At 66.0% G+C, this 17606-nt stretch carries 15 protein-coding genes; 4 read left to right on the top strand and 11 right to left on the bottom strand.

Annotation, left to right across the window (positions count from 1 at the left end):
* Both AABA51_RS02840 and AABA51_RS02835 read left to right on the top strand, forming a co-directional pair.
* Positions 1 to 1242 carry a DegT/DnrJ/EryC1/StrS family aminotransferase gene (locus AABA51_RS02840; RefSeq protein WP_338274214.1) on the top strand — a complete coding sequence of 414 codons (1242 nt, stop codon included), beginning with the start codon at positions 1 to 3 and terminating at the stop codon, positions 1240 to 1242.
* Between the two features lie 135 nt (positions 1243 to 1377).
* Positions 1378 to 2745, top strand: coding sequence for an aminotransferase (locus AABA51_RS02835; protein ID WP_338274212.1), 1368 nt, complete (start codon positions 1378 to 1380; stop codon positions 2743 to 2745).
* A gap of 26 nt (positions 2746 to 2771) precedes the next feature.
* Here AABA51_RS02835 and AABA51_RS02830 read toward each other — a convergent pair whose 3' ends face one another.
* The 4 genes from AABA51_RS02830 to AABA51_RS02815 form a co-directional block, all read right to left on the bottom strand.
* A complete protein-coding gene (locus AABA51_RS02830) occupies positions 2772 to 3095 on the bottom strand; it encodes a hypothetical protein (protein WP_338274210.1) in 324 nt (107 codons plus the stop codon).
* Positions 3096 to 3099: 4 nt separating this feature from the next.
* The gene (phaR, locus tag AABA51_RS02825; protein WP_338274207.1) at positions 3100 to 3675 is read right to left on the bottom strand and encodes a polyhydroxyalkanoate synthesis repressor PhaR; all 576 of its coding nucleotides are present in this window, start codon (positions 3673 to 3675) and stop codon (positions 3100 to 3102) included.
* Between the two features lie 190 nt (positions 3676 to 3865).
* Positions 3866 to 4312 carry a Phasin gene (locus AABA51_RS02820; RefSeq protein WP_338274205.1) on the bottom strand — a complete coding sequence of 149 codons (447 nt, stop codon included), beginning with the start codon at positions 4310 to 4312 and terminating at the stop codon, positions 3866 to 3868.
* Between the two features lie 159 nt (positions 4313 to 4471).
* Entirely contained in the window at positions 4472 to 6277 is a 1806-nt protein-coding gene (locus AABA51_RS02815) for a PHA/PHB synthase family protein (protein ID WP_338274203.1), read from the bottom strand.
* Between the two features lie 117 nt (positions 6278 to 6394).
* On the opposite strand from AABA51_RS02815, the gene phaZ reads away from it, so the two are divergent.
* Positions 6395 to 7657 (top strand): polyhydroxyalkanoate depolymerase, encoded by a 1263-nt coding sequence (gene phaZ, locus AABA51_RS02810; RefSeq protein WP_338274201.1) that lies wholly within the window; start codon positions 6395 to 6397, stop codon positions 7655 to 7657.
* Between the two features lie 144 nt (positions 7658 to 7801).
* Here the strand turns inward: phaZ and AABA51_RS02805 are convergent, their stop codons facing one another.
* The 3 genes from AABA51_RS02805 to AABA51_RS02795 form a co-directional block, all read right to left on the bottom strand.
* A complete protein-coding gene (locus AABA51_RS02805; RefSeq protein ID WP_338274199.1) occupies positions 7802 to 8740 on the bottom strand; it encodes a hypothetical protein in 939 nt (312 codons plus the stop codon).
* A 48-nt stretch (positions 8741 to 8788) separates the two neighbouring features.
* A complete protein-coding gene (locus AABA51_RS02800; protein ID WP_338274198.1) occupies positions 8789 to 9643 on the bottom strand; it encodes an alpha/beta hydrolase in 855 nt (284 codons plus the stop codon).
* Positions 9644 to 9758: 115 nt separating this feature from the next.
* Positions 9759 to 10508, bottom strand: a complete 750-nt coding sequence (locus AABA51_RS02795; protein ID WP_338276409.1) for an alpha/beta hydrolase — start codon at positions 10506 to 10508, stop codon at positions 9759 to 9761.
* A 188-nt stretch (positions 10509 to 10696) separates the two neighbouring features.
* Here AABA51_RS02795 and thrS point away from each other — a divergent pair, with 188 nt between their 5' ends.
* Positions 10697 to 12652, top strand: a complete 1956-nt coding sequence (thrS, locus tag AABA51_RS02790) for a threonine--tRNA ligase (RefSeq protein ID WP_338274196.1) — start codon at positions 10697 to 10699, stop codon at positions 12650 to 12652.
* Between the two features lie 114 nt (positions 12653 to 12766).
* Here thrS and AABA51_RS02785 read toward each other — a convergent pair whose 3' ends face one another.
* The 4 genes from AABA51_RS02785 to coaBC are packed head-to-tail and all read right to left on the bottom strand — an operon-like array spanning position 12767 to position 17601.
* Positions 12767 to 14785 (bottom strand): M3 family metallopeptidase, encoded by a 2019-nt coding sequence (locus tag AABA51_RS02785; RefSeq protein WP_338274194.1) that lies wholly within the window; start codon positions 14783 to 14785, stop codon positions 12767 to 12769.
* A gap of 54 nt (positions 14786 to 14839) precedes the next feature.
* Complete coding sequence (locus AABA51_RS02780) at positions 14840 to 15889, bottom strand: HesA/MoeB/ThiF family protein (protein WP_338274192.1); 1050 nt, start codon at positions 15887 to 15889, stop codon at positions 14840 to 14842.
* Positions 15889 to 16356, bottom strand: coding sequence for a dUTP diphosphatase (gene dut, locus AABA51_RS02775; protein WP_338274191.1), 468 nt, complete (start codon positions 16354 to 16356; stop codon positions 15889 to 15891). Before dut ends, AABA51_RS02780 begins: the two co-directional genes overlap by 1 nt.
* A 48-nt stretch (positions 16357 to 16404) precedes the next feature.
* Positions 16405 to 17601, bottom strand: a complete 1197-nt coding sequence (gene coaBC, locus AABA51_RS02770) for a bifunctional phosphopantothenoylcysteine decarboxylase/phosphopantothenate--cysteine ligase CoaBC (protein WP_338274190.1) — start codon at positions 17599 to 17601, stop codon at positions 16405 to 16407.
* Between the last annotated feature and the right edge of the window lie 5 nt (positions 17602 to 17606).

Here is a 17606-nt window from a genome sequence, read left to right as displayed (position 1 = left end):
ATGGCAGCTCTCGCGTCTGAGGCCCCGGCCCCGAACGTCTATGACGCCGAACCGATCCCCGACGCCGCCCGCGCCGAGATCGACCGCCTGCTGCAATCGGGCGACCTGTTCCGCTACACCGCCCCCGCCGATGCCCCCGTGGCGCTTCTGGAACGCGAATTCGCCGACATGATGGGCGTGAAATACGCGCTCGCCGTCTCGTCCTGTTCCGCCGCGATCTTCCTCGCGCTCCGCGCTCTCGATCTGCAACCCGGTGCGCGGGTTCTGGTCCCCGCCTTCACCTTCGCCGCCGTTCCCTCTGCGGTCGTGCATGCCTTCTGCCAGCCCGTTCTGGTCGAAGTGGGCGAAAACTACCGCATCGACATGACCGATTTCGAGGCCAAGCTCGATGACAACATCGAGGCCGTCATCATCAGCCACATGCGCGGCCATACCTCCGACATGGATGCGATCATGGCGCTCTGCGATGCGCGCGGCATTCCGGTGATCGAGGATGCGGCCCATTCGCTCGGCACGCTCTGGCATGGCCGGAAAATCGGCACCATCGGCAAGATGGGCTGCTTCTCCTTCCAGTCCTACAAGATGATCAACGCGGGCGAGGGTGGCATCCTCATCACCGATGACGCCGATCTGGTGGCCCGCGCGGTCATCATGTCAGGTGCCTACGAACACAACTGGAAAAAGCACAAGGGCCCCGAGGGGCAGAACGACCCCGAACTGGCCATGGCCTTTGCCCGCTGGCAAAACCAGCTGCCGCTCTACAACATGCGGCTCCAGAACCTCAGCGCCGCCGTGATCCGTCCCCAGATCCCCGAGCTTGCCCGCCGGGTCCGCGACGGTCTCAAGAACCACGATTACGTGGCAGGCCTCCTGAACGGCTCGCCTTGGCTCGACGTGCCGCCGCCGCTGGCACCCGAGGATCGCGCGCCCGACTCGATCCAGTTCAACCTCGTGGGCTTCGACACCGATGCCGAGGCCAAGGCCTTTGCCTCCGCCGCCGAGGCGCGCGGGGTCAAGGTGCAGATCTTCGGCCTGTCCTCCGACAATGCCCGCGCCTTCTGGAACTGGCAGTTCATCCCCGGCGACCGGCCCGACCTGCCCCGCACCCGCGCCATGCTCATGCGCGCCTGCGACGTGCGTCTGCCCGTGCGCCTGACCAAGGCGGAACTGGATTTCATCGCCGACGCGCTCATCGCCGCGGCCGAGGATGTGAAGGGCGAAACCCGCGCCTACGGCACCTGATCCCCGGTCATTCCGACAGCCAAAAGACCAAAGGCCCGGCGCTCTGTCGCCGGGCCTTGGCATTTCGCCCAGCCCGATTGCAGCGATCCGCGCAGCCCGCTAGCCTGCCGTCCAAACCGACCGCAGGAGACGACGATGAAGGATCACGCCCCCAATTCCTGGGAAGCCCGCGCCGAGGCCTATTCGCTCTACGGCTTCACCGACCTGCCCTCGGTTCAGGAACGGGGCACCGTCGTCGTCACCCATGGCGAAGGGCCCTATATCGTCGACACCAACGGCAAGCGCTACCTCGACAGCAACTCGGGCCTCTGGAACATGGTCGCGGGCTTCGACCACAAGGGCCTCGCCGATGCCGCCAAGGCGCAATATGACCGCTTCCCCGGCTACCACGCCTTCTTCGGGCGCATGTCCGACCAGACCGTCGCGCTATCCGAAAAACTGATCGAAGTGTCGCCCTTTGCGCGCGGCAAGGTGTTCTACACCAACTCGGGGTCCGAGGCGAATGACACCATGGTCAAGATGCTGTGGTTCATGAACCGCGCCGAAGACCGCCCCCAGGCGACCAAGATCCTGACGCGCTGGAACGGCTATCACGGCGTGACCGCCATCTCCGCCTCGATGACCGGCAAGCCCTACAATTCCGTCTTCGGCCTGCCCCTACCCGGCTTCATCCACCTGACCTGCCCGCATTACTGGCGCTACGGCGAGGACGGCGAGACCGAGGCCGAATTCACCGCCCGCCTCGCCCGCGAACTCGAGGATGTCATCGCCCGCGAAGGCGCCGACACGATCGCGGGCTTCTTCGCCGAACCCGTGATGGGCGCAGGCGGCGTCATCCCGCCCAGCGCGGGCTATTTCCAGGCGATCCAGCCCATCCTGAAAAAACACGGCATCCCGCTTATCGCGGACGAGGTGATCTGCGGCTTCGGGCGCACCGGCAATGTCTGGGGCTGCCAGACCTATGATTTCATCCCCGACGCGATCATCTCCTCCAAGGCGCTGACGGCGGGCTATTTCCCCATGGGGGCCGTCATCCTCGGCCCCGAGATGACCGATCGCCTGCAAGCCGCCATTGACCCGATCGAGGAATTCCCCCACGGCTTCACCGCCTCCGGCCATCCCGTCGGCTGCGCCGTGGCGCTCAAAGCCATCGACGTGGTGCTGAACGAGGGGCTCTTGGACATGGTCCGCGACGGTGCCCCCCGGATGGAGGCGGGCCTGGCCGAGATCGCCAAGCACCCCAATATCGGGGAACTGCGCGGCATCGGCTACATGTGGGCGCTCGAAGCCGTGCGCGACCGCGACGGCAAGGTGCCCTTCGACGGCAAGCTGTCGGTCAGCGAACGCATCGCCAATACCTGCACCGATCACGGGCTGATCTGCCGCCCCTTGGGCCAATCCGTCGTGCTCTGCCCGCCCTTCACCCTGACGGATGCGCAGATGGACGAGATGTTCGAGAAACTGGACGCCGCCCTGAAACAGGTCTTCGCAGCCCTGGCCTGAGGCGGCCACGACCGGACATTCGGACCCTACGACCCCACAGCCTCGGCGCAATAGCGCGCCGCGGCGCTCACCCGGTCGGCCATGAAGAAATGATCGGGGTCCGTGGGCCGCGCCACCGCCTCCATCCGCGCCGCAGCCTCTCCCAGACGGGCGGCGATCACCGCCCTGAGCGCCGGGTCATCGGTCGTGGCACAATCCGAGAAATCCGCCATCGCCGCGCGATAGACCGCGACCTCCGCGCTGGTCCCGGCCTCGCGCGGGCCGAACACGGCCTGCCACAGCCCGCAGCCCGACAGAACAGGCACCAAAAGCCCCAATACGCAGGGCGCAACCCAACCCACACGGCGCATCGCGTCACATCTTGCTGAGCTTCGATTGCAGATCGGCCAGCTGGCGCTTGATCTCGTCCAGTTCCTGCGCCGCCGAACGGGTATCGCCCTCATCGGCCTCCGCATCCTGACCCGGACCCGACCATTGCTTGCCCAGCCCCCCGGTCATCGCCTTCATGAAGGCCTCTTGCTGCGCGCGCATCGCCTCGAACCCCGGCATCTTTGCCATCGGGTTCATCGCGGTCATGTTCTCGACCATCTTCGACTGGCCCTGCTTGAGCATCTCGAAGGACATGGTCAGGAAATCGGGCACCACCGATCCGGCCTGCGTGGTGTAGCTGCGCACCAGATCCGTCAGCACGGCAATGGGCAGGATCGTGTCCCCCCGGCTCTCGTGTTCGGCGATGATCTGCAGCAGGTATTGCCGCGTCAGGTCGTCGCCGGATTTCAGATCGACGATCTTGACCTCGCGGCCCGTGCGGATGAAGCCCGCGATATCTTCCAGCGTCACGTAGTCGGAGGTTTCGGTATTGTACAACCTGCGGCTCGCATAGCGCTTGATCAGCAACGGCTCGCTTGCGTCTGGACGCGCTTTTGTCATGGTCCCTGCCCTCCTTCGCACGCCGCAGCAATGCCCTCGCGGCGCGGTGGCGATCAGCCTAGCCACCTGACGGGGAATTGCAAATTTATTGTGCAGGGGCAGAAAACGCGAAGGGCGAGCCGGGAGGAGGCTCGCCCTTCTGGCATTCATGCCGGTGGGGAGGACACCGGCACGAAATCTGGTGCAGCGATTACTTCGCTGCGGCTTTCTTGGCAGCGGTCGTCACTTCGGCGGTTGCCTTCTTGACGGCGGCGGTCGCCTCTTCGGTGACTTCCTTGCCGGCAGCCATCATCAGCTCGACGGTTTCCATCTGCACTTTCTTGGCGACTTCGGCGAAAGCGGCCATGGTTTCGGCAGCCATTTCAGCCTGTGCCGATGCGAAATCGGTGACGGCCTTGGAATAGTCGGTCGGCTCTGCCTTGACCGAGGTCACGTCACCCAGCTTGGCGATCGTGTCCTTGGTGAACTTCGAGGAGATCTCGGTCGACTTCTCGGCGGCGTCGAGCATGACCTTGGACATCTTCTCGCCCATTGCGGCCGAAGATTTGAACGCGTCATTCATCGCGGTCATGTCGACGGGGAAAGCCGCCATCATGTCGGTCATGGTCTTGGTGAAATCGGTGGTCTTGGCGGGCATGGGTCTTCTCCGGGTTTGATCCCCCGGCACGGGGGGTTTCTGCAACTGCACTGAATATGCATGCTGCGGTGCAGCATGTCAAGGCATTTGCTGCGCCGCAGCATGACCGAAAGATTTTTCGAGTTGTCAGAAGCTTGACTGCCGCCGCCGGGGAAGGCCTCAGCCCCCGACGGTTTCCTTCACATAGGTGCCGGGCGAATCGCAGAGCGGCGGAAACGCCTCCGACCCCGGCTGCCGCGCAGGCACCATCGCACCCGACCGCCCCGCCAGCCACTGGTCCCAGAACGGCCACCACGACCCCTCGTGATAGGTCGCAGCCTCTTTCCAGGCGGCGGGGGTGCCGATGGGCTCGGGCCCGCGCCAATGGCCGTATTTCTTCTTGGCGGGCGGGTTCACGATCCCCGCGATATGACCCGATTCCGACAAGATGAAGGTCTTGTCCTTCGATCCCATCTGCACCACGCCCCGGAAACTGTCCTTCCAGGCCGCGATATGGTCGGTCTCGCAGGCGATGGCACAGACCGGCAGCGTCACATCCGACAGGTGCAGCCGCTCGCCCAGCATGTCGAACCCGTCACCGGCAAAGCCGTTGCCCTGACACAGACCGCGCAGGTATTGCACCGTCATCTTGCCCGGCAGGTTGGTGCTGTCGCCATTCCAGAACAACAGATCAAAGGCCGGCGGCGGCTCGCCCATCATGTAGCTGCGCACGGCCGGCCCATAGACCAGGTCCTTGGCCCGCAGGTAGGAAAAGGTCTTGGACATGTAATAGCTGTCCAGGTACCCCGCCTCCTCCACCTGCCGCTCGATCGCATCGACGAAATCATCGTCGAGAAACGGGGTGAATTCGCCCTGATCGGTGAAATCGGTCAGGGTCGTAAAGAACGTGGCCGATTTGACGCGGCTCTGCCCGCGCTTGGCCTTCAGCGCCAGGGTCAAGGCCAGCGTCGTGCCCGCCACGCAATAGCCCACCGCGTTGATCTGCTTTTCGCCCGTGATGGCACAGACCGTGTCGATGGCCTTCAGGTAGCCATCCTCGATATAGGTCTCGAAGCCCGTCTCGGCATAGCTCGCATCGGGGTTCTTCCAGCTCACGACGAACAGCGTGTAGCCCTGGTCGACAATCCACTGGATCAGCGAATTCTGCGGCTTGAGGTCGAGGATGTAGTATTTGTTGATCCACGGCGGAAAGATCAGCACCGGCGTCTGATGCACCTCGGCGGTCGTCGGCGCATATTGGATCAGCTCCATCATGTGGTTGCGGAACACCACCGATCCCTTGGCCGTGGCCAGGTTCTCGCCCACCTGGAACGCGGACGGGTCGGCCAGCGTCGGCAGGATCTCCCCCTGCCGCGTCTCAAGATCGTGGACAAGGTTCTCCAACCCCTTCACCAGGCTCTCGCCCTCGGTCGCCACCGCCTTTTCCAGCGCGTCGGGGTTGGTGGCCAGGTAATTGGTCGGCGCGAACAGATCGATGATCTGGCCCGCAAAGAATTCCACCCGCTTCTTGTCGCGCGGGCTCAACCCCTCCAACTCGTCCACCGCCTTCTGCATCGCCTGCGCGGTGACCTGGTACTGGCGCTTGATCAGGTTGAAATAGGGATGCGTCTTCCACAGCGGGTTGGAAAACCGCTTGTCCTCGGGCAGGTCATCCTCCGATTGCAGCGCCAGATGCCCCTGCGCCAGCTCCTTCTGGATCTCGGCGAAATGGGACATGGCCTGCCCCCAGTATTGCACCTGCTGCTCCATCATCTTGGCGGGATTGGTCAGCATCTCCTGCCACATGGCCATCCCGGCCTTCAGATACAGGTCCTGCCCCGGCCCCGACAGACCGGCATCGCCGGGCTTTCGCGCACTCAAGGCGGCGACCATCCGTTTGGACAGTTCCTCGATCCTTTGGAGGTTCTGGTTCAGCCGGTCGAGGTTCTCGCCCACTACAGGCTCCTCTGCATCGTCGCGTGCCACCTTGATTTTACCCTTCCAATGGTTCACCTACATCCTAGCGATGCCAAGGTGAGGGGGCAAAGCGACGATTTGATCCGGGGCCGTGCCCACGCCCCGTTTCTCAGGCAGGAGACGCCGATGCGCTACATGCTCACCTATGATATCATGGAATCCATGCGTGTGACGAACCAATGGATGGGCTCGACCGCCCGCGCCATGTGTTCCTATCCGCAGCTCGGCCTGTTCGCGAATCCGATGATCCAGATGACCGCCGCCTGGGGCGAGGTCACGGAACGCAGCTTCGCCCGGATGGCCGTCAAACCCGACTGGGGCATCTATTCCATTCCCGCCGATGACGGCCGCGACCATACCGTGTCCGTCGAAACCGTCGTCGCCCGCCCCTTCGGCGACCTGATCCGGTTCAAGGTGAACGGCCGCGCCCCCACCGGGCGCAAGGTGCTTCTGGTGGCCCCGATGTCCGGGCATTACGCCACCCTCCTGCGCTCGACCGTCACCAGCCTGCTGCCCGATTGTGACGTCCACATCACCGATTGGCACAACGCGCGCGACATTCCCGTCAGCGCGGGCAAATTCGACATCGAGGATTACACCCTCTACCTCGTCGATTTCCTCCGCGCGCTCGGCCCCGACACCCATGTCATCGCCGTCTGCCAGCCCGCCCCCCTCGCACTCGCCGCCACCGCCTACCTGGCCGAGGAAGATCCCAGCGCCCAACCGCGCACCCTCACGCTGATCGGCGGCCCGATCAACCCCGATGCGGCGGCCACCGATGTCACCGATTTCGGCAATCGCGTGACCATGGGCCAGCTGGAACGCATGGTCATCCAGCGCGTCGGCTTCAAATACGAAGGCGCGGGCCGCCTCGTCTATCCCGGCCTGCAGCAGCTGTCGTCCTTCATGGCGATGAACGCCGAAAAACACGCCAAGGCGTTTTCCGACCAGATCCTGCGCGTCGCCAAGGGCGAGGCCAGCGATCACGACAAGCACAACAAGTTCTACGACGAATATCTCGCCGTGATGGACATGACGGCGGAATTCTACCTCTCGACCGTCGAACGCATCTTCAAGGGTCTGGAAATCGCCCAGAACCGCTTCACCGTCGCGGGCAAGCGGGTCGATATCGGCAAGATCACCACCGTCGCCGTCAAAACCGTCGAAGGCGGCAAGGATGACATCTCCGCCCCCGGCCAATGCGTCGCGGCGCTGGACCTGTGCACCGGCCTGCCAGACCACAAGAAAGCCAATTACCTCGAACCCGATGCCGGCCATTACGGCATCTTCGCCGGGAAAAGCTGGCGCAACCGCATCCGCCCGCTGGTGCTCGAATTCATCGACGCCAATTGCGATGCGCCCAAGACGCCGGTCCGCGCGGTCAGCTGATCCCGCCCATGGAACCCAAAGGGGGGATTGCCGTTTTCCGGCAATCCCCCCTTTTCTTTTCCCGCCATCCGGCCCCGGACCCGCAGCTTTTGCAACCGATCCACAGGCTTGCCCACAGGCCTCCTGATCCGCCCAGATGCAGCCCTAGTCCCGGAACCGGCTCCCGTCCCACCAAAAAACCCGGTCACACTGGCCCTGCGCGCAAGCCCCCGCCGTGCCGCCGAACCGCAGCCCCAAGGCACCATTGGCCGCCGTCGTGACCCTGTAGCCCACGCCCAGAAAGCTTTGCGGCTCCCCCGGTCTGCTCGTCAGGAACACGTCGATCGAACAATTCGCCGCCCCGCAATAGGGCCTCGGGATCGCCCCCTCGCAGATCACGCCCGACCAATCGACGATCCGGTCCGGCTGACCGTCGCGGTCCAGATCATGGGCGGCGATGCCCCGATCCTCGATCCGGTAGGGCGCTTCGCATTCGCGCCGCAGATAGGCGTCGATCTGGGGCGTCATCAGCCCTTGAACAGGGGCCGCCGCCACACCGCCCAAGGCCGGCGGCAGCGCTTGACCCGCCTGCACCCATGCGCCCGCACAGACCGACATGATCCGCGAAAGCCCCTCCGACAACCCATCGACCGGGTAACGCCACGCCTGACCGGTGCCCGCGTCAAACACCATGTCCCCGGCCCCCGACAGCGCCCCGAACAGGGCATCCGCCATGGCCAGTTCCACCATCCATTCGCCATACAGCTCGTTGAACCACAGCTCCGGCAAGCGGTAGCCCGTGCCATCCGCAATCAACGTCGCAGCCGGCAAAAGCGCGGCAGCGTTGCGCGCCACCAACTGCGACGAGACCGACACGAACATCCCGAAGGGTGCGTTCAGCACCGTCTCGTGATCCTCCGTCTCCATCAACGGGCGGCGCTGCGGCGAGGGGGCGTTACAACTGAAGACCAGCGAATATTCCGGCGCAGCCAGGCTGGCATAGACCAGCCCGCCCGTATCGCCGCTATCGCTCCGCCACGTCTGGCCGCTGGCCAGCACGGGCATCAGGACAAGAACGGCAGAGACTAGCGCGGCGCGGATCATGGCCCCATGCTATCGCAGACCGCCGCGCCGGTCCACGATGCCGACGGATCACTCGGCCAGCGCATCCCCCGCCCAATCCAGAATGCGCACTACCACCTCATCCGTCATCCCGGGGCTCAGGATATCGCCCGCGATCACATGGTGGAACGGATCGGCCCCCATTTCGGGCAGGCTCACCGGGGCCAGCGTCACCGCGCCACCCCAACGCGCCATCGCCGCCCGCGTGGCGGGCGCCGACACCACTTGGTCGCTGTCCGCAAACAGCACCAGCACCGGCTGGCCTGCCGCGCCCAGATCGCGCCCCCGCATCTCCCGCAACAGCGTCCCAAGGCTGACCGTCGCCACCGTCGGATATCGAGTCGTCCAATGCGCCGCCTGCCCCGCGTTCAACGGCTCGAACCGCCGCTCCGCACCCGCGACCCATGGCACCCACTGGCGCGCAAAGGGCTGCTCAAGCAAGAAACCCGCCCGGTTTTCCACCGCGAAATTGGGCGAGACCAGCACAACCCCCGCCACATCCACGGCCATCGCCGCATCGCTCATCGCCCAGGCCGCCAGCGTGCCGCCTGTCGAGGTGCCGATGACCAGCACCCTTTCCCCCACCCTGCGCCCAATCTCGAGGAAAAGCGCCGTATCCGCCACCCAATCGCCCGCCCGCGCCTCGGCCATCGCATCCCCGCTGCGGCCATGACCTGCCAGCCGCGCATAGACCAGGTTCGCGCCCAGCGCCTCGGCCACGCGGTCGGGCACGGGCCGGATTTCCTCGGGCCCCGCCGAAAACCCGTGCAGGTAGACGACGGACAGGGGCGTCACCGCCCCCTCTTGCCCGGCCCAGACGATCCGCGCCGCGCCGCCTGCGCGGATATCGCCAAACGCCCCCTCGCGCGCTTCCAGGAACGCCACCGGGTCCCCGATCTCGGGCAAGGACCCGATCTCGACCCGCTCGCGCGGCAGGAACGCGAAAACACCGGCAAAAACAAAAGCAATCCCGAAAGACCGGGCAAACCCACGTGTTACTCTAGGCACGCGTCAGAACCTCCTCCACCGCGCGGGTGATCGTGGCCAGACACCCGGGATCGGAAAACCGGTGATCGGCCCCCTTGACCAGTTCCAGCCGGATATCCTCCCCCTCCAGATGATCGAGCAGGCGAAGCGCCACCGCCATCGGCACATCGGCATCGGCTGTCCCCTGCAACATCCTCACCGGGATCGGCAGCGCCAGCGGCGCGCGCAAGACCAACTGCTTGCGCCCATCCTCGATCATGCGCCGCGTGATGACCATCGGCTCGCCATATTCGGACGGCAGGGCAACCTGCCCCTCCTCCATGCAGGCGCGGCGCTGCTCCTCGGACCATTCGGCCCACATCCCGTCCTCGGTGAAATCGGGGGCGGCGGCGATCGTGACCAGCCCCGCGACCTTCTCCGGCATCCGTTTCGCCATGAGCAGGCTGATCCACCCCCCCATGGACGAGCCCACCAGCACCTGCGGCCCCTCGGTCAGCGCGGTGATCGCGGCCAGCGCATCCTCGGCCCAATCCCCGATGCAGCCTTGGGTGAAATCCCCGCTGCTCTGCCCATGCCCCGAATAATCGAACCGCAGGAATGCGCGCCCGGTGCGCCGCGCCCAATCCTCCAGATGCACGGCCTTGGTTCCCGTCATGTCGGACCTCAGACCGCCCAGGAACACCACACCCGGCTCGCGCCCCGAAAACCGGTGCCACGCGATGCGGCGACCTTGCGCCGTTTCCAGAAATTCGGGCGTTGCCATCATCCTGCCTCCTGTCCTTGCCTTGGGCCGACCCTGCGACAGCGAAGGCCGCGCGGCAATCCCCGCCCCGTCCCATGCGCGGTCTCTCGCCCGCCGTTGACTTCGCCCCGCGCCCCGGCCACATAGCGCCCACGACATACCCGCAACCGGGCGTTCCGTGGGCGCCAAACCGACGAGGAGGCCGACAGATGGCCCAGATCACCCTCACCTTCCCCGATGGCAATACGCGCGACTACCCCTCCGGCACGACACCGGCCGAGGTCGCGGCCTCCATCTCCAAATCGCTGGAAAAAGCCGCGATTTCCGCGACGGTCAATGGCGCGCATTTCGACTTGGCTTGGCCGATCCCCAATGACGCCACCATCGCACTGCACACGATGAAGGATGCGCCGCAGGCGCTCGAACTGATCCGCCACGACATGGCCCATGTCATGGCCCGCGCCGTGCAGGAAATCTGGCCCGATGTGAAGGTCACCATCGGCCCCGTCATCGAGAACGGCTGGTATTACGATTTCGACCGGACCGAGCCCTTCACCCCCGAAGACCTTGGCCGGATCGAGGCCAAGATGCGCGAGATCATCAACCTCCGCGACCCGGTCAAGACCGAGCTCTGGGACCGCGCCCGCGCGGTGGCCCATTACGAGGCCTCGGGCGAACCCTACAAGGTGGAGCTTGTCGGCATGATCCCCGAGGATCAGCCGATCCGCATGTATTGGCATGGCACCTGGCAGGATCTGTGCCGCGGTCCCCACCTGCAACACACCGGCCAACTGCCCGCCGATGCCTTCAAGCTCATGAGCGTCGCGGGCGCCTATTGGCGGGGTGACAGCAATCGCCCGATGCTGCAACGCATCTACGGCGTGGCCTTCCAGAACCGCGACGACCTCAAGGCGCATCTGACCTTCCTCGAGGAAGCCGAAAAGCGCGACCACCGCCGCCTGGGCCGCGAGATGGGCCTGTTCCATATGCAAGAAGAAGCGCGTGGTCAGGTCTTCTGGCACCCCAATGGCTGGACCGTCTACACGACGCTGCAAGACTACATGCGCCGCCAGCAAAAACGCGGCGGCTATGTCGAGGTGAACACGCCCCAGGTCGTCGACCGCAAGCTCTGGGAAGCCTCGGGCCATTGGGACAAGTATCAGGAAAACATGTTCATCGTGGAGGTGGACGAGGATCACGCCCGTGAAAAGGCCGTGAACGCGCTCAAGCCCATGAACTGCCCCTGCCACGTGCAGATCTTCAACGTGGGCCTGAAATCCTACCGCGATCTGCCCTTGCGCATGGCCGAATTCGGATCGTGCAACCGCTACGAGCCCTCGGGCGCGCTCCACGGGATCATGCGCGTGCGCGGCTTCACCCAAGATGACGCGCATATCTTCTGCACCGAGGACCAGATCGAGGCGGAAACCGCCCGTTTCATCACCTTCCTCTCGAACATCTACCGCGATCTGGGCTTCCCGGAATTCGAGGTGCTGTTCTCCACCCGCCCCGAACAGCGGGCAGGCAGCGACGAGGTCTGGGACAAGGCCGAAGCGGCCCTTCTGGCCGCCACCCGCGCCGCAGGCATCGAGCCCAAGGTGAACCCCGGCGAAGGCGCCTTCTACGGCCCGAAGCTCGAATTCACGCTGACCGACGCCATCGGGCGTAAATGGCAATGCGGCACCCACCAGGTCGATTTCGTCCTGCCCGAGCGGCTGGACGCCAATTACATCGGCCCCGATGGCGAGAAACACCGCCCCGTCATGCTGCACCGCGCCTGCCTTGGGTCCTTCGAACGTTTCATCGGCATCCTGATCGAGGAACATGCCGGCAAACTGCCCTTCTGGCTGGCTCCTCGACAAGTCGTCGTCGCCTCGATCGTCTCCGAAGGGGATGATTTCGTCCGACAAGCCGTGGCCCAGTTGCAGGAGGCCGGCGTCCGGGCCGAGGCCGATATCCGCAACGAAAAGATCAACTACAAGATCCGCGAGCATTCCGTGGGCAAGGTCCCCGTGATCCTCGCCATCGGTCGGAAAGAGGTGGAGGAGGGCACCGTGACGCTCCGCCGCCTGGGCGAGGCGCAGACCCGTGTCCTGCCCCTGGCCGATGTGGTGGCGGAACTCGCGGCCGAGGCCGTGCCGCCCGATCTGCGCACCGCAGGCTGAGAGGGGGAAGGGGGCTCTGCCCCCGCCACGGCCCGTTCCGGGCCGCGTCTCCCCCGGGATATTTTCAAAACAGAGAAGGGGCCGGGCCGCTGAGGCCCGCCCCGATGCTGCGGCTCAGGCGGCTTTGTCCAGGCCCCGTCCCTTCAACAACGCCTCAACCCCCGGCATCCGTCCCCGGAAGGCGGTGTAAAGCGCGTCGGCCTCGCGGCTTCCGCCTGCCGACAGGATGAAACGTTCAAGCCGCGCCGCCGTTTCGGCATCGAAAGGCCCGCCCGCCTCCTCGAAAGCGTCGAAAGCATCGGCATCCATCACTTCGGACCACATGTAGCTGTAATAGCCGCTGGAATAGCCGTCGCCTGCAAAGACATGGGCGAAATGCGGCGTCGCATGGCGCATCCCGATGGCGCGCGGCATGCCCAGACGCGCCAGCGTTTCGGCCTCTGCCGCCATCGGATCGGCAGGCGCGGGTCCATCGTGGAAATCCAGGTCGACAAGGGCCGAGGCGACATATTCCACCGTCTGGAACCCCATGTCATAGGTCCGCGCCGCCAAGAGCCTGTCGCGCAAGGCAGGCGGCATCGGCGCGCCGGTTTCCGCATGGCGCGCATGGCGGTCCAGCACCTCGGGCACCTCCAGCCAATGTTCGTAAAGCTGGCTCGGCAATTCCACGAAATCGCGCGCCACGCTCGTGCCGCTGATCGAGCCATGGGTCACATCCGACAGCATCTGGTGCAGCGCATGGCCGAATTCATGGAACAGCGTGCGCGCATCGTCATAGGACAAAAGCGCCGGATCGCCCTTGGCGAAATTGCAGACATTGACCACGATGGGCCGCACATCGCCGCCAAGCTTCTTCTGGCTGCGCATCGCCGAACACCAGGCGCCCGAGCGTTTGGAACCGCGCGCGAAATAATCCCCGATGAAGACGGCGACATGCGCGCCTTTGCGCGTCACCTCCCAGGCCCGCGCATCCGGATGGTAGAGCGCCACGTCAAGCGGGCGGAATTCCAGCCCGAACAGCCTGTTGGCGCAATCGAAGGCCGCCTCGATCATCGCCTCGAGCCGGAAATAGGGCTTCAGCTCCGCCTCGTTCAGATCATGCTCGGCCGCGCGGCGTTTCTCGGAATAATAGCGCCAATCCCAGGGCTCCAGCGCGCCGTTGATCCCGTCCTCGTGCAGCATCGCCTCCAGCCGCTCGGCATCCGCCATGGCCTGCGCGCGCGCGGGCTCCCAGACCCGCATGAGAAGGTCGCGCACCGCCTGCGGGTTGCCCGCCATCTCGGTCTCGAGCTTGTAGGCGGCGAAGCTTTCATAGCCCAGCAATCGCGCTCGCTCCTCCCGCAGGGTCAGGATCTCGGCAGCGATCGCGCGATTGTCGGTCGCCCCCCCGTTTCTCCCCCGCGCGGTCCAGGCCCGCCAGGCCCGCTCGCGCAGATCGCGGCGCGGGCTGAATTGCAGGAACGGCACGATGAGCGAGCGCGACAGGGTCACGACCGGCCCCTCATGCCCCTTTTCCTGCCCCGCCGCACGGGCGGCATCGATGACGAAACCGGGCAACCCCTCCAGATCGGCCTCCGACAGCGGCATGGTCCAATCCCGCTCATCGGCCAGGAGGTTCTGGGTGAACTCGGTCCCCAGCACCGCCAGCCGTGCCTTCACCTCCGTCAGCCGCGCCCGCGCCGCCCCCTCGAGCGCCGCCCCCGACCGGGCAAAGGACCGATGCGTCAGGTAGAGCACCCGCTCCTCCTCCTCGGTCAGCTCCAGCTGGTCCCGCCGCTGCCACAGATCGTCGATCCGGGCAAAAAGCGCCGCATTGTTGGTGATCTCCGAGGAATAGGCCGAAAGCTTGGGCGCAAATTCCCGCTGCAACCCTTCCCGCACGGGGTTCGATGTCGATCCGGCGAGGTTGTAGAAAACCCCCGCCACCCGGTCGAGCAGCGCATCGGCCATTTCCAGCGCCGCGACCGTATTGGCAAAACTCGCAGGCTCGGGGTTCTCCGCGATGGCCGCGATCGCCGCGCGCCCCTCCTCCAGCGCCGCCTCCATCGCGGGCGCGAAATCGCCATCCGCGATGCGGTCAAAGGGCGGCAGGCCAAAGGGCGTGTCCCAGGTCTCGAGCAACGGGTTGGTCATCGACAGCCCTCCTTGGCCTTGGCGGAGATCGCCCCGCCCAATCTTCTCGCATCCTCACAAGCCGCCACACACCGGGCAATCGGCCCGCCGCGCCACCGCGATCTCGCGCGTTTCGGCATGGAGCGCATCATGGATCATCATCCGCCCCCGCAGCGTCTTGCCCGCGCCCGTGATCTCCTTGACCGCCTCCAGCGCCATCACCGACCCGATGACCCCCGGCAGCGCCCCGATCACGCCCGTCTCGGCGCAGGTGGCCGACAGGCCCGGTGCCGGCGCCTTGGGAAAGATGCAGGCCATGCAGGGCGCACCGCCCGCCGGATCATAGATCGTCACCTGCCCCTCCCAGGCGGAAATCGCGCCCGCGATCACGGGCCGCCCCGCGGCCACGGCCGCCGCATTCACCATGGACCTTGTGGCAAAAGCGTCCGTCCCATCGAGGATCAGGTCATGTTCGGCGAAAAGCGCCTCGGCGATCTCGGGCGTGAGCATCCGGTTGTAGGGGCGCAGATCGACATGGGGGTTCAAGGCCGCCACCGCCTTTTGCGCCGAAAAGACCTTGGGCATGCCCTGCCGCTCATCGGTATGGATCACCTGCCGCTGCAGGTTCGACAGGCTGACCTCATCGGCATCGATCACCCCGATCCGCCCAACCCCCGCCGCGGCAAGGTAAAGGATCGCGGGAGATCCAAGCCCGCCTGCCCCCACGACCAGAACCGACGCCTCCTTGAGCGCCTTCTGCCCTGGCCCGCCGATGTCGCGCAACGTGATGTGGCGGGCATAGCGCTCCAGCTCCTCGCCGGAAAAGGGGCCCTGTTGCACCGGCGGGGCGACGCGCCCGGCCTCCACCACCTCCGCCCTCGCCCGGATGCGCGCCAGAACCGCCCGGTAGCCCACCACCAAGGCCGCCAGGGCGCCCAGCGTCAGCCATTCCGCAAGCGACCCGCCAACCGCCTCCCGCAATCCATTGCCCTCCGGCAGCGCGATCTGCACCGCCAGCACCGCCAGATACAACAGGCCCAGCATGTAAAGCCGCGCCTGCACGGGCGTGCGCATCAGATGCCCCACACCCCACAACAGGCCCGCCAGAAACAGAACGAACAGCATCAGCCGACCCCGGTGGAGCCAAAGCCCCCCGCCCCGCGCGCCGTTCCCGCCAACGCCGTCACCACCTCGAACCGCGCCAGCGCCACAGGGGCCACCACCGCCTGCGCGATCCGCGCGCCATGGCGCACCCGATAGGCCTCGCTCCCGAAATTCACCAGGATCACGCCCAAGGGCCCCCGGTAATCGCTGTCGATCGTGCCGGGACTGTTGGGCAAACCCACCCCGTGCTTCAGCGCCAGCCCCGAGCGTGGCCGGATCTGCAGCTCGAACCCTTGCGGGATCGCCACCCGCAGCCCCGTCGGCACCAGCATCCGCGCCCCGGGCTTCAGCAACAAACCCGCCAGCCGATCCGCCTCCCGCAAATTCGCCCGCAGATCGGCCCCCGCCGCCCCCGCCGTGGCATAATCGGGCAAGGGCACGGCCGCATCGGCCCAATCCTCGCGCAAAACCTCGATCAGAACGGCCACGAAGCCCCCTTCATCTTTCCCCAAATATGCATATGCGCCGCGAAAAGCTCAGGCCAAGGCCTGCGCGATGCGCGCGGCCAGACGTCGCGCAACCTCGCCCTTGGCCATGCGCGGCCAGGCCTCCGCCCCCTCCGCCGTGATCAGCGTGACCGCATTCTCCGCGCCCCCCATGATCCCCGTTCCGGGCGAGACATCATTGGCCACGATCCAGTCGCAACCCTTGCGCGCGCGCTTGGCCGTCGCATGGGCCTCCACCGTCTCGGTCTCGGCGGCAAAGCCCACGACCAGCCGGGGCCGCCCCGCCCCCATCCGCGCCACGCCTGCCAGGATGTCGGGGTTCTCGGCAAAGTCCAGCCGGGGCAGCGCGCCCGTGCCATCCTTCTTCATCTTCTGTCCCGCCGCATTGGCCACGCGCCAATCGGCCACCGCCGCGGCAAAGACGGCCGCATCGGCCGGAAGCGCCGCCTCGACCGCCGCTGCCATCTCCTGCGCCGTTTCCACCCGCACCACGTCGACCCCGGCGGGCGGCGGCACGCTCGCCGGCCCGGTGACGAAACTCACCCTTGCCCCCAGGTCGCGCAGCGCCTCGGCCAACGCCGTGCCCTGCGCCCCGGAAGAGCGGTTGGCGATGTAGCGCACCGGGTCGATCGGCTCATGCGTCGGCCCCGATGTCACCAGCACATGCCGCCCCTTGAGCGGTCCGTCGCCCAAGGCGCGCCCCACCGCCGCCACGATCTCGGGCACCTCGGCCATCCGCCCCGGCCCGAATTCGCCGCAGGCCATGGATCCCTCGTTCGGCCCCACGACCAGAACGCCATCCCCCTGCAACACCGACAGGTTGCGCTGCGTGGCGGGATGCTCCCACATCCGCACATTCATCGCAGGCGCGATCAGCACCCGCTTGTCGGTCGCCATCAACAGGGTCGAAGCCAGATCATTCGCCAGACCATGGGCCATCTTGCCCATCAGATCGGCGGTCGCGGGGGCCACCACCACCAGGTCGGCGGCGCGCGACAGCTGGATATGCCCCATCTCCGCCTCGTCGGTCAGATCGAACAGGTCGCGATAGACCTTTTCCCCCGCCAGGGCCGACACCGACAAGGGCGTCACGAATTCCTCGCCCGCCCGCGTCAGGACCGGCACGACAGATGCGCCCGCATCCCGCAAACGCCGGATCAGGTCCAGCGCCTTGTAGGCCGCGATACCGCCGCCGATGATCAGGAGAATCCGCTTGCCCGCCAGCATGATGG

It is taken from the genome of Roseicyclus marinus, from assembly GCF_036322625.1.
In the GTDB taxonomy this organism is placed as follows: domain Bacteria; phylum Pseudomonadota; class Alphaproteobacteria; order Rhodobacterales; family Rhodobacteraceae; genus Roseicyclus; species Roseicyclus marinus_A.
Note: the sequence above shows the minus strand (reverse complement) of the source record. Positions and strands in the feature narration are given on the sequence as shown.

What these genes read in the sequence shown, in the direction of transcription:
- AABA51_RS02840 (WP_338274214.1), top strand. Translation starts at nt 1, where the DNA reads ATGGCAGCTCTCGCGTCTGAGGCCCCGGCCCCGAACGTCTATGACGCC.
- AABA51_RS02835 (WP_338274212.1), top strand. Translation starts at nt 1,378, where the DNA reads ATGAAGGATCACGCCCCCAATTCCTGGGAAGCCCGCGCCGAGGCCTAT.
- AABA51_RS02830 (WP_338274210.1), bottom strand. Translation starts at nt 3,095, where the DNA reads ATGCGCCGTGTGGGTTGGGTTGCGCCCTGCGTATTGGGGCTTTTGGTG.
- phaR (WP_338274207.1), bottom strand. Translation starts at nt 3,675, where the DNA reads ATGACAAAAGCGCGTCCAGACGCAAGCGAGCCGTTGCTGATCAAGCGC.
- AABA51_RS02820 (WP_338274205.1), bottom strand. Translation starts at nt 4,312, where the DNA reads ATGCCCGCCAAGACCACCGATTTCACCAAGACCATGACCGACATGATG.
- phaZ (WP_338274201.1), top strand. Translation starts at nt 6,395, where the DNA reads ATGCGCTACATGCTCACCTATGATATCATGGAATCCATGCGTGTGACG.
- AABA51_RS02805 (WP_338274199.1), bottom strand. Translation starts at nt 8,740, where the DNA reads ATGATCCGCGCCGCGCTAGTCTCTGCCGTTCTTGTCCTGATGCCCGTG.
- AABA51_RS02795 (WP_338276409.1), bottom strand. Translation starts at nt 10,508, where the DNA reads ATGGCAACGCCCGAATTTCTGGAAACGGCGCAAGGTCGCCGCATCGCG.
- thrS (WP_338274196.1), top strand. Translation starts at nt 10,697, where the DNA reads ATGGCCCAGATCACCCTCACCTTCCCCGATGGCAATACGCGCGACTAC.
- AABA51_RS02785 (WP_338274194.1), bottom strand. Translation starts at nt 14,785, where the DNA reads ATGACCAACCCGTTGCTCGAGACCTGGGACACGCCCTTTGGCCTGCCG.
- AABA51_RS02780 (WP_338274192.1), bottom strand. Translation starts at nt 15,889, where the DNA reads ATGCTGTTCGTTCTGTTTCTGGCGGGCCTGTTGTGGGGTGTGGGGCAT.
- coaBC (WP_338274190.1), bottom strand. Translation starts at nt 17,601, where the DNA reads ATGCTGGCGGGCAAGCGGATTCTCCTGATCATCGGCGGCGGTATCGCG.